At 72.6% G+C, this 14,322-nt stretch carries 10 protein-coding genes; 5 read left to right on the forward strand and 5 right to left on the reverse strand.

Features of this window, described 5'->3' with window-relative positions:
- Positions 1–13: 13 nt before the first annotated feature.
- Positions 14–1,264 carry a M14 family zinc carboxypeptidase gene (locus tag ACFT32_RS31850; RefSeq protein ID WP_382496197.1) on the reverse strand — a complete coding sequence of 417 codons (1,251 nt, stop codon included), beginning with the start codon at positions 1,262–1,264 and terminating at the stop codon, positions 14–16.
- Between the two features lie 174 nt (positions 1,265–1,438).
- Complete coding sequence (gene lpdA, locus ACFT32_RS31855) at positions 1,439–2,890, reverse strand: dihydrolipoyl dehydrogenase (protein ID WP_382496199.1); 1,452 nt, start codon at positions 2,888–2,890, stop codon at positions 1,439–1,441.
- A gap of 83 nt (positions 2,891–2,973) precedes the next feature.
- On the opposite strand from lpdA, the gene ACFT32_RS31860 reads away from it, so the two are divergent.
- Positions 2,974–3,927 (forward strand): LysR family transcriptional regulator, encoded by a 954-nt coding sequence (locus tag ACFT32_RS31860; protein WP_382496201.1) that lies wholly within the window; start codon positions 2,974–2,976, stop codon positions 3,925–3,927.
- 171 nt (positions 3,928–4,098) lie between these two features.
- Here ACFT32_RS31860 and treY read toward each other — a convergent pair whose 3' ends face one another.
- Positions 4,099–6,468 (reverse strand): malto-oligosyltrehalose synthase, encoded by a 2,370-nt coding sequence (gene treY / locus ACFT32_RS31865; RefSeq protein WP_382496203.1) that lies wholly within the window; start codon positions 6,466–6,468, stop codon positions 4,099–4,101.
- A 126-nt stretch (positions 6,469–6,594) separates the two neighbouring features.
- The gene (gene glgX / locus ACFT32_RS31870; RefSeq protein ID WP_382496205.1) at positions 6,595–8,724 is read right to left on the reverse strand and encodes a glycogen debranching protein GlgX; all 2,130 of its coding nucleotides are present in this window, start codon (positions 8,722–8,724) and stop codon (positions 6,595–6,597) included.
- 182 nt (positions 8,725–8,906) lie between these two features.
- Here glgX and ACFT32_RS31875 point away from each other — a divergent pair, with 182 nt between their 5' ends.
- The 4 genes from ACFT32_RS31875 to ACFT32_RS31890 all read left to right on the forward strand — a co-directional run bounded on the left by ACFT32_RS31875 (position 8,907) and on the right by ACFT32_RS31890 (position 13,322).
- Complete coding sequence (locus ACFT32_RS31875) at positions 8,907–9,719, forward strand: Tat pathway signal sequence domain protein (RefSeq protein ID WP_382496207.1); 813 nt, start codon at positions 8,907–8,909, stop codon at positions 9,717–9,719.
- A 46-nt stretch (positions 9,720–9,765) separates the two neighbouring features.
- Positions 9,766–11,091 (forward strand): copper amine oxidase, encoded by a 1,326-nt coding sequence (locus ACFT32_RS31880; protein ID WP_382496208.1) that lies wholly within the window; start codon positions 9,766–9,768, stop codon positions 11,089–11,091.
- A 114-nt stretch (positions 11,092–11,205) separates the two neighbouring features.
- Positions 11,206–12,447, forward strand: coding sequence for an SAV2148 family HEPN domain-containing protein (locus tag ACFT32_RS31885; protein WP_382496210.1), 1,242 nt, complete (start codon positions 11,206–11,208; stop codon positions 12,445–12,447).
- Between the two features lie 152 nt (positions 12,448–12,599).
- Complete coding sequence (locus ACFT32_RS31890; protein ID WP_382496212.1) at positions 12,600–13,322, forward strand: 3'-5' exonuclease; 723 nt, start codon at positions 12,600–12,602, stop codon at positions 13,320–13,322.
- Positions 13,323–13,341: 19 nt separating this feature from the next.
- Here the strand turns inward: ACFT32_RS31890 and ACFT32_RS31895 are convergent, their stop codons facing one another.
- On the reverse strand, positions 13,342–14,205 hold the full coding sequence (locus ACFT32_RS31895) for a phosphotransferase enzyme family protein (RefSeq protein WP_382496213.1): 864 nt from the start codon (positions 14,203–14,205) through the stop codon (positions 13,342–13,344).
- Between the last annotated feature and the right edge of the window lie 117 nt (positions 14,206–14,322).

Here is a 14,322-nt window from a genome sequence, read left to right on the forward strand (position 1 = left end):
ACGCCGCAGAGGCCTACGACGCCCCCTCACGCGCGTGCAGCGCCGCCGCGACCACCGTGCGGGACTGGTGCTCGACCTGGTGCTCCAAGGGCACCCAGCGGGCGCGGAAACGTTCCGCGAAAGCGTCGCTCCAGGTCGCGACCAGTTCCTCGAGCTGCTTGGCCGCCCGCTCGTCGGTCCCGCGCAGCACCCGCAGCAGCATGGCCGCCGCCCGCAGCGGCACCCGCCGCACGAACGCGTCGACGCTCCCGACGTAGGCCATGGTGCGGTCGGGCGGCGGGGTGTGGACCAGGTCGGCGGCCAGCCCCGGCACCAGCTCCAGACCCCACTGGGCGGCCCGCAGCAACGGCCCGTCCAGGTCCGCCAGCCGGGGCAGCGCGCCGTCGAGCACGCGCGTCACCTCCAGCGCGTCGCGCTGCAGCCGGCGCGCGAGCCGGCCGATCGCCGCCGCCGGGGCCGGATGCGGAGCCGGGTCGTCCACCAGGTCGCTCGCCCACATCGGCACCTCGACCACCGCGGTCAGACCGCCGTACCGATGGGCGTGGAACCAGGTGCTGTGCCGAGCGTCGTCCGGCAGGCTCGGGTACGCCGGACCGATCCCCGGCGCGGGCATCACATGCACCCCCGGCCCGGAGGCCGGCCAGCCCGCGGCGTCCGAGGCGCCGGTCTCCACCGGGATGTGCAGCTCCGCCGCGGACTTGGCGAACGGCTCGGCCAGCCCGGGCACGTCCTTCGTCAGCTGCACCCAGCTGCCGCCCAGATCCGTGCCGTGCAGGGTCACCTGGAGATAGGGCCGCAGCTCGTCGATGACGCCGGTCAGGGCCAGGGTCTCGGGCGGCAGCCGGTCGGGCGGCAGCACGGAGGGCGCCCACTCCGGCTGCTCCGGGCCCGCGGGGCGGAAGAAGCCGAGGTGGTAGTCGAACAGGCTGCGCGGCGCCGGCGTCACATGCAGGCTCGCCCCGTCGGGGTCCGCGCACAGCAGGAAGTGCCAGGACATGCCGTCCCGCAACTCCCGCTCGGCCAGCACCCGCCGGGCGAGCGCGAGCAGGGTGCAGGAGCCGGTCGGCTCGTTGGCGTGGGCGCCGGCGACCACCAGTACGGCTCGGCGGGCGCGGCCCACGGACAGCAGGTGCAGAGGTCTGCCGGCCCGCGAGGCACCCACCTGCCGCAGGGTGCACACACCGGGGCGGTGAGCGGTCAACGCCCGGGCAGCAGAGACCAATTCGGTCACCGTCGGGTAGCGCAGCTCCGGCAGGACACTCACCCCCGTCACATCCGCCCGAGTTCGCAATCGCAGTACCCCACGGCCATGGTGCGGTGTCAAGAGCGCGGCCGGGGAGCCTCCAGGGGGCGCCCGGATGCACCGACGGCGGGAGTGCGGCGGGCGCCGTGAACGGTGTGTGGCCCCTGCTGAGGGCGTGGCGTCGCCGGCGCGGTGTCACTGCTGGTGGAGCCCGCGTCCGGCCAGGGTCAGGAACACCTCGCCGACCGCCTCCGACAGGGTCGGGTGCGGGTGGACGTGCCGGGCCACGTCGGAGGGTTCGGCGTCCCAGCCGACGATCAGCTGACTCTCGGCGATCATCTCCGACACATGCGGGCCCACCAGGTGCGCACCCAGCACGCGCCCGCCGCCCGCCTCGGTGACCACCTTCACGATGCCGCCCTGCCCGTGCACCATGCCCTTCGCGACGGCGGTCAGCGGCATGCTGTTCGCCACCACGTCGTGTCCACGCGCGCGTGCCTCGGCCTCGCTCAGCCCCACGGCCGCGGTCTGCGGAGACGAGTACGTGACCCGGGGCACGGCCGCGTAGTCCACGGGGAGGGACGGCACACCGGCCAGCGTCTCAGCCACCAGCAGCCCTTCCGCGAAGGACGCGTGGGCCAGTCCGGGCGACGGCGGCGGCAGCAGGTCGCCCACGACGTGGATCCCGGGCACGGCCGTCTCCAGCCGGTCCCAGTCGGCCGGCACGACGAAACCCCGCTCGTCCGTGGTGAGACCCGCGGCGGCCACGTCCAGGCCGTCGGTGACCGGGGCCCGCCCGACCGCCACCAGCAGTCGCTCCGCCCCGACCGTCACGGTCTCTCCCCGGGCGGTGCGCACCCGTGCGCGTACGCCGTCGTCGAGGACCTCGGCGTCCAGGAGCCTGGCGCCGGCCCGGACGTCGATGCCGCGCTTCTTCAGACCGCGGGTCAGATGACGGCTCACATCGGCGTCCTCCAGCGGGACGATCCGTTCGGCGGCCTCGACCAGGGTGACCTCCGCGCCCAGGGAACGGTGGAACGAGGTGTACTCCACGCCGATCGCGCCGCCCCCGAGCACCAGCACGGACGCCGGGAGCCCGGGTGCGAAGAGGGCGTCGTCGCTGGTCACCACACGCCGGCCGTCCGGCTCGAGCCCCGGGAGCGCGCGCGGGCGTGAGCCGGTAGCGAGCACGATGCCACGGCGGGCGGTGAAGTCCCGCGCGCCCTGGGCCGCGGCAGCGCCCTCCACCCGCACCGAACGCGGCCCCGCCAGCCGGGCGTTGCCCCTCACCACCCGCACGCCCGCATGCGCGAGATGGGTTTCCACACCCCGGTGGTTGCGGGCCACGATGTCGTCGCGCGTGGCCACCAGCGCCGGCCAGTCGACGGCGTCCAGGGTCGCCTTCACCCCCCAGCGCTCGCGTGCCTCCGCGATGCCGTCGACGAGTTCGGCCGCGTGCAGCATCGCCTTGCTCGGGATGCAGCCGCGGTGCAGACACGTCCCGCCGACCTTGTCCCGCTCGACGAGCACGACGTCGAGACCGAGAGCGGCGGCACGCAGGGCGGTGCTGTAACCGCCGGTGCCGCCGCCGATGACGATGACGTCCGACGAGGTGGCGTCCGGCGAGGTGGCGTCCGATGAGTTCATGCCCTCAGCCTCCGCCCGCCCCTTGTCATGAGTCCAAGGCAATGTTCTTGTGGGGTCGATGCAGGGCGTTTATGGGAGGGGTCTTGAGCCTGCGGCAGATGGAGTACTTCGTGACGGTCGTCGAAGAGGCGTCCTTCACGCGGGCGGCGGAGGTCCTGCATGTCTCACAGCCCGCGCTCTCCCACCAGATCAAGGCCCTGGAACGCTCGGTCGGCGGCGCGCTCCTGGAGCGCCTGCCGCGCGGTGTGCGGCTGACGCCGATGGGCCGGGCCTTCCTGCCGCACGCCGAGCTCGCCGTGCGCAGCGCCGCCCAGGCCCGCCGCGCGGCCCGCGCCGCCGCCGGCGCCGAGGGCGGCGAACTGCACATCGCCGCCGTCCACTCCGTGGCGGTCGGCGTCCTCCCGGACGTCTTCGCCCGCTGGCGCGCCGCCCACCCGCGCGTCCTGCTGCACCTGCACGAGTACGCCTCCTCCGAGGCTCTGGAGGAACAGGTCGAGCGGGGCACCGCCGACCTCGCCGTCGGCCCGGCACCCGCCGGCTGGCCCGGCACCGTCGTGGCGGTCGGCGAGGAGGACATCGTCCTGGTCGTGCCCTTCGACGACCGCTTCGCCGGCCGGACGACGGTGACGCTGCCCGAACTCGCCGACCGGCCCTGGGTGCGCTGCGCCATGGAACCCGTCGTCCAGGGCGAACGATTCCTCGACTGGGCCTGCGGCCGGGCCGGATTCACGCCGCGCACCGCCGTGTTCACCGAGCACAGCTCCACGGCGGTACGGATGGCCGCCGCCGGGGTCGGTGTCTGCGCCGTGCCCTCCCATCTCGTACGCGACGCGGTCGGTGAGGACTGCGTCGTCCTGGCCCACGAACCGCCCTGGAAGCGCACGCTGACGGTCTTCTCCCGCGTACCACCGATCGGCGCGGCAGCGGCCTTCATCGACCTGTTGCGCTCGGCGTGGCCCCACCCGCGCGTGGCTCCCGCCGCACCGCTGCGCGCGTACGAGGACTGCCCCGAGGACGGCCCGGCGGCGGTTGCCTGAGCAGGGCGCTGGGGGCGCGCAGGCACGTGTGTGTGGCGCCGCGGCATCAGCGCGCGTCAGGAGCCGTCCCGGTATCAGACCACGCGCCCGTGCCGCGCCGCCGTGCCCGTCACGCCCGCCTGTCGTGCCCGGCGCGCACGATCGCCATGCCGCGCCGTGATCATCCCGCCCTCAACCGCCCACCCGCTCCAGCAAAGCCACCGGCAGCACCGCGAAAAGCTCCTCCACGCGTGCGTGCCCCGTGAACTCACGCCCCGGCTTCAGCACATCCGCCCAGCGCCCCGGCGGCAGCGGCAGCCGGGTGTCCCGCCAGCCGCCCGCCTCCGCCAGCCGCAGCGACAGCCGCGTCACGGCCGTGAGCACCTCGCCGGAGCGGACGAACGCCGCGCAGTACGCCGCCGCGGGGCCCTCGGCGGTCAGCGGCGTGTACGTCGCCGTGTCACCGAAGGCGTCGGGCCGCCGCCCCCGCAGCCCCAGGGCCGCCCGTGTCACCGCGGCCTTCTCCCCGGAGGTTCCGCCCGACTCCTCGGGCGGGAAACCCACCGCCCGCCGGTTGTCGGGGTCGACCAGCGCCCGGTACTCGGCCTCCGTGCCCTGGTAGACGTCCGGGACCCCCGGCATCGTCAGCTGGACCAGGGCCGTGCCCAGCACGTTCGCCCGGATGTGCGGCTCCAGGGACTCCCGGAAGGCCGCCACCCGCTCGGCCGGCGCCCCGCACGGCCCGGCCGCCACGAACCGCGCCACCGCCTCCTCGTACGGCGGCTCCTGCTCGGTCCAGCTCGTGTACAGGCCCGCCTCGCGCACATGCTTCAGCAGCGCCCCCTGCACCCGCTCCGGCGACCCCGGCTCCGGGCCAAGACCGAACACCGTCTGCCAGGCCGCCCACGCCAGTTGCGCGTCCGGTACGCCCTCGCCGGTGCGCGTCACCTCGGCGAGGACGTCCGCCCAGCGGTCCGGGCACTCGGTGAGCACGTTCAGCGCCGCCCGGACATCGCCGCTGCGCTTGGTGTCGTGGGTCGAGGCGACCGTCCCGCTCACCGGCCAGTCGCGCTGCACGCGCGCGCAGTACGCGTGGAACTCCTCCGGCGACAGCGCGGGAGCGCCCGGATTCCCGCCCACCTCGGTCGCCGACAGCAGCGGCACGTACCGGTAGAACGCCGTGTCCTCCACGGACTTCGCCCGCAGCGCCGACGAGGTCTGCGCGAACCGGGTCCGGAACTCCACCTGCGCGGGCCCGTCGCCGTACCGCCCCAGCACCAGGTCCCGTACGACGTCCACCGCGCCCGCCTCCTCGGGCACGGCGAAGGCCTGCCGGGCCTCGGCCGCGGCCGCCTCGGTGACCACGGACGCGGCGTCGCCCGACTCGTAGGGCCGGTACACGTCCATGCGCACCAGGAGCTCCTGGAGCGCCGTGCGCAGCGCCCAGGGCGCGCGGTCGCGCAGGGCGGGCTCCGGCGAGGTCGCGCACAGCCGGCCCGCCACCCGGGTCAGCCGGTCCATCTCCGTGGCCAGCTCGTGCGTGAGGACCTTGTACGCCGCCCGCCGCACCGTCGCCTCCCACTGCCCGCCCCGGTCCGTCTGCGGGGCCGCGAACCGCCGGTACTGCCCCAGGAGGTCCCCGAACCCGGCCGGGTCCGTGAAGAGCCCGTCCACGTGCCGCAGGGCGTCGTAGCCGGTGGTCCCCGCGACGGGCCAGGACGCCGGCAGGTGCTCACCGTCGGCCAGGATCTTCTCCACGACCGTCCAGCGGCCGCCCGTCGCCTCGTGCAGCCGCCTGAGGTAGCCGTCGGGGTCGGCGAGCCCGTCCGGATGGTCGACGCGCAGCCCGTCGATCACGCCCTCGTGCAGCAGCTCGAGGATCTTGCCGTGGGTGGCCTCGAACACCTCGGGGTCCTCCACCCGCACCCCGATCAGCTCCGAGATGCTGAAGAACCGCCGGTAGTTGAGCTCGGTCCGGGCCAGCCGCCACCACACCGGGCGGTACCACTGCGCGTCCAGCAGCTGCGGCAGCGGCAGGTCCTCGGTGCCCTCGCGCAGCGGGAACACATGGTCGTAGTAGCGCAGGACGTCACCGTCGACGCGCAGCTCCCCGAGCACCTCGCCCAGCGGTCCGCCGAGCACCGGGAGCAGCACCTGGCCGTCCTGTGCCTCCCAGTCGATGTCGAACCAGCGCGCGTACGGCGACTTGGGGCCCTCGCGCAGCACCTCCCACAGGGCACGGTTGTGGCGCGGGGCCATGGCCATGTGGTTCGGGACGATGTCCGCCACCATGCCGAGCCCGTGCTCACGCGCCGTGCGGGCCAGCGCCCGCAGTCCCTCCTCGCCGCCCAGCTCCGCACGCACGCGCGCGTGGTCGACGACGTCATAGCCGTGCGCCGAGCCCGGCACGGCCTCCAGGACGGGGGACAGATGCAGATGCGAGACGCCGAGCGAGGCCAGGTACGGCACCACGGCCGCCGCGGCCCCGAAGGGGAAATCGGGCTGCAGCTGCAGCCGGTACGTGGCCGTGGGCACCACCGGGTCAGGACGCTCAGGTGTCATGAACCGTACGTACCCGCCCCGCCGCCGTTCGTGTCATCGCCCGCGCCAGGTGCGCCGCGCGTCGCCCGGACGAGTGGCTCTTTCCGGACGACGCGCCACCATCGCGAGGCGGGGCCGCGGGGGCGGCTACACGGGCCGCTGGAGCACCGTGAGGCTCCGGTCGGTCAGGGTCAGCCGGTCCCCGGCCTGCACCTTCTCGCCGCTGTCCTCCGGAACACCGTCGGCGCGGGCCGTGTCGACCACGACCTGCCACTGCCGCCCGTGGTCGACCGGCACCACGAACTCCAGCGTCTTCGGCGAGGCGTTGAACATCAGCAGGAACGAGTCGTCGGAGATGCGCTCCCCGCGCGCGCCCGGCTCCGAGATCGCGTTGCCGTTGAGGAACACGGTCAGGGCCGACGCCCGCGCCGAGTCCCAGTCCCGCTGGGTCATCTCCCGGCCCTCCGGAGTGAACCAGGCGATGTCGGACAGGTCGTCGTGCGTGCCCTCCACGGGCCGGCCGTGGAAGAAGCGCCGTCTGCGGAAGACCGGGTGGTCCCGGCGGAGCCACACCATCGAGCGCGTGAAGGCCAGCAGCTCCCGCTTGAGTCCCCCTTCCTCCTCGTCGCCCTCCGGCCACTCGACCCAGGCCAGCTCGTTGTCCTGGCAGTACGCGTTGTTGTTGCCGTGCTGGGTGCGGGCGAACTCGTCGCCGTGGCTGATCATGGGCACGCCCTGGGACAGCATCAGCGTCGCGATGAAGTTCCGCATCTGCCGGGCCCGCAGCCGCCGCACGTCCGGGTCGTCGGTCTCGCCCTCGGCCCCGCAGTTCCAGGACCGGTTGTGGCTCTCGCCGTCCCGGTTGTCCTCGCCGTTGGCGTGGTTGTGCTTGTCGTTGTAGGCCACCAGGTCGTGCATCGTGAAGCCGTCGTGGCAGGTCACGAAGTTGATGGAGGCCAGCGGGCGCCGGCCGTCGTCCTGGTACAGGTCGGACGAGCCGGTCAGCCGTGAGGCGAACTCCGCGAGGGTGCGCTGCTCGCCCCGCCACAGGTCGCGCACGGTGTCCCGGTACTTGCCGTTCCACTCGGTCCACAGCGGCGGGAAGTTCCCCACCTGGTAGCCGCCCTCGCCCACGTCCCACGGCTCGGCGATCAGCTTCACCTGCGAGACCACCGGGTCCTGCTGCACCAGGTCGAAGAACGACGACAGCCGGTCCACCTCGTGGAACTGCCGGGCCAGTGTCGCGGCGAGGTCGAAGCGGAACCCGTCGACATGCATCTCCGTGACCCAGTACCGCAGCGAGTCCATGATCAGCTGGAGCACGTGCGGGGACCGCATGAGCAGGGAGTTTCCCGTCCCTGTCGTGTCCATGTAGTAGCGGGGGTCGTCGGTGAGCCGGTAGTAGCGCGAGTTGTCCAGGCCCTTGAAGGACAGCGTCGGGCCGAGGTGGTTGCCCTCGGCGGTGTGGTTGTAGACCACGTCGAGGATCACCTCGATCCCGGCCTCGTGCAGCGCCTTCACCGCCGACTTGAACTCCAGGACCTGCTGGCCCCGGTCGCCCCAGGACGCGTAGGCGTTGTGCGGGGCGAAGAAACCGATCGTGTTGTAGCCCCAGTAGTTGTTCAGGCCCATGTCGACCAGGCGGTGATCGTTCACGAACTGGTGTACGGGCATCAGCTCAAGGGCCGTGACCCCGAGCTCGGTGAGGTGCTCGATGACCGCCGGGTGGGCGAGGGCCGCGTAGGTGCCGCGCAGCTCCTCCGGCAGGCCCGGGTGGCGCATGGTGAGGCCCTTGACATGAGCCTCGTAGATCACCGTGTGGTGGTACCCGGTGCGCGGGAGCCGGTCGTCGCCCCAGTCGAAGTACGGGTTGACCACGACCGACGTCATCGTGTGCGGCGCCGAGTCCAGGTCGTTGCGCCGGTCGGGCTCGTCGAAGTGGTAGCCGTACACCTCCTCGCCCCAGCCGATCGAACCGCTGATCGCACGCGCGTACGGGTCGAGCAGCAGCTTCGCGGAGTTGCAGCGCAGCCCGCGCTCCGGGGTGTACGGGCCGTGCACCCGGAACCCGTACCGCTGCCCCGGCATGATGCCCGGCACGTACGCGTGCCGCACGAACGCGTCGCTCTCCCGGAGCTCGATCGCCGTCTCCGAGCCGTCGTCGTGCAGCAGACACAGCTCTACTCGGTCCGCGGCCTCCGTGAAGACCGCGAAGTTGGTACCGGCGCCGTCGTACGTGGCACCGAGTGGATACGCCTCTCCAGGCCAGACCTGCATGGATACGACTCTTTCAGGTGTGCGGCGCCGGTGGGGACGCCTTGGCCCCGAGTCTCCCCGAAAGTGAGGGAACCTCCTATGACTTATGTCCCTCTTACCGAGTGACCAGTGCATACGCGGTATGCCAAATAAATGGGGCAAGAACATACTCCCGGGGCTGATGAGGGGAGTAAGGGGATGATGTGCGCAAGACAGTGCACCGTCACTTAGGCAAGCTGGTGGCCGGTACGGCCATCGCCGTGGCCGGGACAGCCGTGATGGTGGGGATCACCCTGCCGGGCACGGCGGGGGCGGACGACACGGGGACCAGGTCGGGGCAGGCGGGGCGGTCCGTGCGGCAGGGGGCCGGCGCGGACCGGGCCGTGGCGCCGGGGGTGGTGGAGGAGGCGCCCGCCGAAGGGGAGAAGGGCACGGGCCGCGACCCGCTGACCGACGACGAGATGGAGCGGGTCGCGAAGATCGCCCTGAACCGGCAGCTGCTCCAGAGCAGTGAGGGCGTCGACGGGGAGCGCGGCCCGCAGCGTCTCGGCGTCGATCTCGCCGAACCGGAGGCCGACGAGGTCGGCGACCCGGACGCGCCGCGGCGCGCCGACGTGACGTTCTACGACTACCGGGACGACACCCTCGTCACCAGGACCGTCGACCTCGGCACCGGCAAGGTGGTGCGGACCGGCACCCAGCGCGGTGTCCAGCCGCCCCTGAGCGGCGACGAGAAGGCCGAGGCGGCCCGGCTGCTGATCGCCGACCCGCTGGGCGCGGGCCTGAAGGCCGACTACCGGGACGCCACCGGCAAGGAGCTCACCTCCCCGGACCAGCTGCAGCTCAGCGGCGCCGTCTACCGGGCCGCGCCGGGCGCCCAGCCCGCCGTGCTCGACCAGTGCGGCGAGCACCGCTGCGTCCGGCTGTTCCCGAAGATCAAGAACGGGCCCTGGGTCGACGCGAGGTCGATCGTCATCGACCTGAGCGCCCGCAAGGCCGCCCGGCTCGACCGCTGACCCGTTCTCCTCGCTCCTACTCTCACTGTCAGGGAGTCATCTCGTCATGCGCGTGAACAGACACAGCAAGGTCCGCACCCTGGCGGCCGCGGGCCTGACCGTGGCCACCCTCGCCGCCGGTGTCACGGCCGGCGCGGGACCCGCCACCGCCCAGCCGAAGGCCGCCCCCGCGGCGCCGGCAGCGCCCTACTGCGGCGCCGCCCACCGCATCGAGCAGAAGCTCTCCACCGGCACGACCTGGCGGATGTGCTGGCGCTACGACGGCAAGGCCGGCCTCGTCCTGGAGAACATCTCGTACCAGCCCAAGGGCGAACCCAAGCCGATCAAGGTCCTCAACAGCGCCAGGCTCGGCCAGATCCACGTCCCGTACGACGACGGGAACGTCGAGTACGACGATCTGACCGGGTTCGACTTCGCCCAGGGCCTGATGAACCTGGCGCCCGGCGAGTGCCCCGGCGGCACCATCAAGACGATCAAGGTCCCGGACTCCTGGAACGAGGACCCGAACGTCAAGGGCCTGTGCACCACCACCCGCTCCCGCGGCCACGCCTACCGCATGCAGGGCGACACCGCGAACAAGGTCTACCAGGCCCAGGGCAAGGACCTGCTCGTCTACACCGTGAACCAGGTCGGCTGGTACGAGTACATGACCGAGTGGCGCTTCCAGGACGACGGCACGATCACCATGAACGTCGGCGCCACCGGCAGCCTGTCGTGGGACGACTACGACGCCGGGGACGGCCGCGGCTGGCCGATCGGCAAGGGCGCGAGCGCCGCCAAGGCCACCAGCCACAGCCACAACGCCTTCTGGCGGCTCGACTTCGCCCTCGACGGCTCCACCGCCGACAAGATCGAGCAGTACGACTCGACCGTCACCGCCCCGGCCACGGGCCAGCGCGCCCCGAGCACCAGGACGACCCGCACCAAGGTCACCAAGGAACTCGCCGGGGACAGCAAGAACTACCGCTGGTGGCGTGTGGTCAGCGGGGCCGGCAAGAACAAGGACGGGCACCCGCGCTCCTACGAGATCGTCCCCGGCCCGACGACCAAGTACCCGGGCCGCAGCTACACCAAGCACGACGTGTACTTCACCGAGTACAACAAGTGCGAGCTGTTCGCCAGCCACAACCCCGGCGACTGCGGTGCCGGAGCCGGCAACTCCGTCGACAAGTGGGTGAACGGACAGTCCCTCAAGCACCCGGTGGTCTGGACGAACATCGGCTTCCACCACATAGCCCGGGACGAGGACCAGCAGCCCATGCCCGTCCACTGGCAGGGATTCTCCATCGCCCCGCGTGACGTCACGGCTATGAATCCGCTCACTCCGGCCGAGCTCGGCTGGCAGAACGGGCACTGGCAGCCGCGGGGTTGAGAACTACCCTGCCCATCCGGCTGCACCGCCGACCGCTCCCGGAGTACCCTTCCTTGATCGTTGGGTGGGGCCAGGCCCCTCGGGAGGCTCGGGGGAGCGGAAGGCGGTGCGCGGGTGGGCTCGGGAGGGCTGGAGCTGCCCCCTGGTGACGAGGGTCACGAGGGGAACTCCACAGACGTCCCGACCGGTGCCGTGTCCCTGGCGCGGCCGATGGACGCGACGGGCTCGATCGGCCCGGAACTGGACTGGGACGCCGACGCCTGGCGCGAGGTGCGCACCCGCGCCCAGCGGGCCGGCCGCGCCTACATCTGGCTGAACCTCGTCGAACAGCGGCTGCGCACGGTCGTAGCCGCCGTACTGCGGCCCATCTACGAACCCGTCCACGGCGACGACTGGGTGGTGGCCGCCGCCGGACCCGCCGGGCAGGAATGGGTACAGCGCGCCGTCGCCGTCCGCGAGGTCAGCCGCCGCAAGGGCTATCTGCTCGACCCGGCCGACGACAATGTCCTGTCCTTCCTCACCCTGCCGCAGCTGCGCGAGCTGATGGTGCAGCACTGGCCCTGCTTCGAGCCCTACTTCGACGACCGCCGGGACGTCGAGCTCGCCCTGGACGAGCTGGAGGTCACCCGGAACGTCGTGTCCCGCAACCGGGCCCTGTCCGAGGCCGTCCTGAACCAGGCCGAGCGCGCCTCGGCCCGGCTGCTGGAGATGCTCGGCGCCGACGGTGACGTGCCGTCGGCACGCCGGCTGCCCGTCGACGCCGTCGAGGACCTGGTCGGCGACCGGTACGCCGACGTGGTCGCCGTCCACCCGGACCGGGTGCGGCTGATGCGCCAGTTCCCGGCCGAGGACATCTTCGGCGGCGCCCGCCGCCTCGACGCCATCGGCATAGGCCTCAACCTGCTCGTGCAGAACTTCTCCGGCCGCCGGCTGGTGCGGCTGGCCGAGTCGGGCTGCCGGGTGCGGCTGCTGTTCCTCAACCCGGCCTCCAGCGCGGTCAAGCGGCGCGAGCGCGAACTGGGCATCAAGCGCGGCGAGCTCAGCCGGGCCGTCGAGATGAACATCCTGCACATGCGCCGGGTGCGCGCCCGGCTGCGCGACCCGGGTGCCTTCGAGATCCAGGTCTTCGACGAGACGCCCCGCTTCACGGCGTATCTGGTCGACGGCGACGGGGCGGACGGCATCGCGGTCGTGCAGAACTATCTGCGCCGGACACGCGGCATGGAGGCGCCGGTGTTCGTGCTGCGCAACGGCAGCAAGACGGTCAAGCCGGGCGAGATCGACGAAAGCGGCCTCTTTCCCACCTACCGTGAGGAGTTCGAGGTGATGTGGGCGGATTCGCGGCCGGTGTCGTGAACGGTGCCCCGCTGTGTGGCGGTTGTGGCGGTTCACCCGGCCGCCGCCGGGCGTAAGCGGAACGCGCTCCTCGGATTGTCAGTGGTGCATGCGAAGGTGGAGACCACTGGGGGACACCACCGGGGGACGCACCACAAGAAGGGGGACCGCCCATGGGCTGGCACCGGGAGCTGCTGATCGGCTTCGACCTGGAGACGACGGGCACCGATCCGCGCGAGGCGCGCATCGTCACGGGGGCCGTGATCGAGGTCAGGGACGGGGAGCCGATGGGCCGCCGCGAGTGGCTGGCCGACCCGGGGGTGCCGATCCCCGAGGACGCGGTGGCGGTGCACGGCATCAGCAATGAACGCGCGGCGGCCGAGGGCAGACCGGCCGACCAGGTGGCGGACGCCCTCGCCGACGTCCTCACCTCCTACTGGAAGTCGGGCGTGCCGGTCGTCGCCTACAACGCGGCCTTCGACCTCACCCTGCTCTCCGCCGAGTTGCGGAGGTACGGACTGCCGTCCCTGCGCGATCGCCTGGGCGGCGTGGACCCCGCCCCGGTCATCGACCCGTACACCATCGACCGCTCGGTCGACCGCTACCGCCGCGGCAAGCGCAACCTCCAAGCGGTCTGCTCGGAGTACGGCGTGGTCCTCGACTCCGCCCACGACGCGACGGCCGACGCCCTGGCGGCGGCCCGGCTGGCCTGTGCGATAGCCGACCGCCACCCCAAGATCGCGAGCCTGGGCCCGGCGGACCTGCACCACCGCCAGATCGAGTGGTACGCGGAATGGGCGGCGGACTTCCAGAGCTTCCTGCGCGGCAAGGGCGACGCGACCGCTGTGGTGGACGGGGCGTGGCCCCTGCGGGAGTTGGCGGACGAGCCGGTCTGACCCGGCGGGCCCCCGGCCCTCAGAACGGATACCACCGCACCGTCTCGTCGCCCTCCCGCAACGACGCCACCCGCCGCTCGAACTCGGCCAGTGCCTTCGGGTTGCTCGGTGCGTGCTGGGCCACCCACGCACAACTGGCCGTCTCCCGGGCGCCGCGCAGCACCGAGCACCCGTCCCACTCCCGGACATCCCATCCGTATGTCTCGGTGAAGGACCCGTACGCCTCGTCCGCGAGCCCGTACCGGTCATGGGACAGCGCCATCACCACCAGATCGTGCTCGCGCAGGTCGGAGGAGACCGTCTCCAGGTCGACCAGAACCGGCCCGTCCGGGCCGACATGCACATTGCGGGGCAGCGCGTCGCCGTGGATCGGCCCGGGCGGCAGCTGCGGCGTCAGCGTGGCGGCCTCCGCGGCGAAGCCGTCCCGCCGCTCGCGCAGATATGCCGCGTCCGCGGGGTCGATCGCATCGCCCGCGAGCCGCAGCCAGCGTTCCACACCGCCCAGCAGATCGCGGGCCGGCAGTTCGAAAGGAGGAAGAGGCGTGGCGTGCACGACCCGCAGCAGTTCGGCCAGATCCCTCGGCTCGGCGGGCCGTACGGCATCGGGCAGCCGGTGCCACACCGTCACCGGGTGCCCCTCGACCAGCAGCGCCTTCGGCTCGGCCGCCCGCACCGCGGGCACACCCGCCTCCGCGAGCCACACCGCGACGTCCAGCTCGCGGCGCGCCCGGTCGAGAAGCTCGGCGTCACGGCCGACCTTGACGACCAGGTCGCCGGCGGCGAACACCGCGTTCTCGCCCAGCGCCAGCAGCCGCGCCTCGTCGGCCGCGCCGCCCGGCACGCCCGCCGCGGCCAGTACGTCCCGCGCCCGTGCCTCGTCCATCGTCCGCCTCCGTGGTCCAGGTCCTTGTGCGTCACCGTCGGGTTCCGGCCATCCGTCCGTCAGTCTCCCATTCGCACAGGTGGGACCGTGTGCGCGGTGCCTTGACGAGGCAGGCCG

Origin of the sequence: Streptomyces sp. NPDC057002 (assembly GCF_042673825.1) — a bacterium.
Taxonomy (GTDB): domain Bacteria; phylum Actinomycetota; class Actinomycetes; order Streptomycetales; family Streptomycetaceae; genus Streptomyces.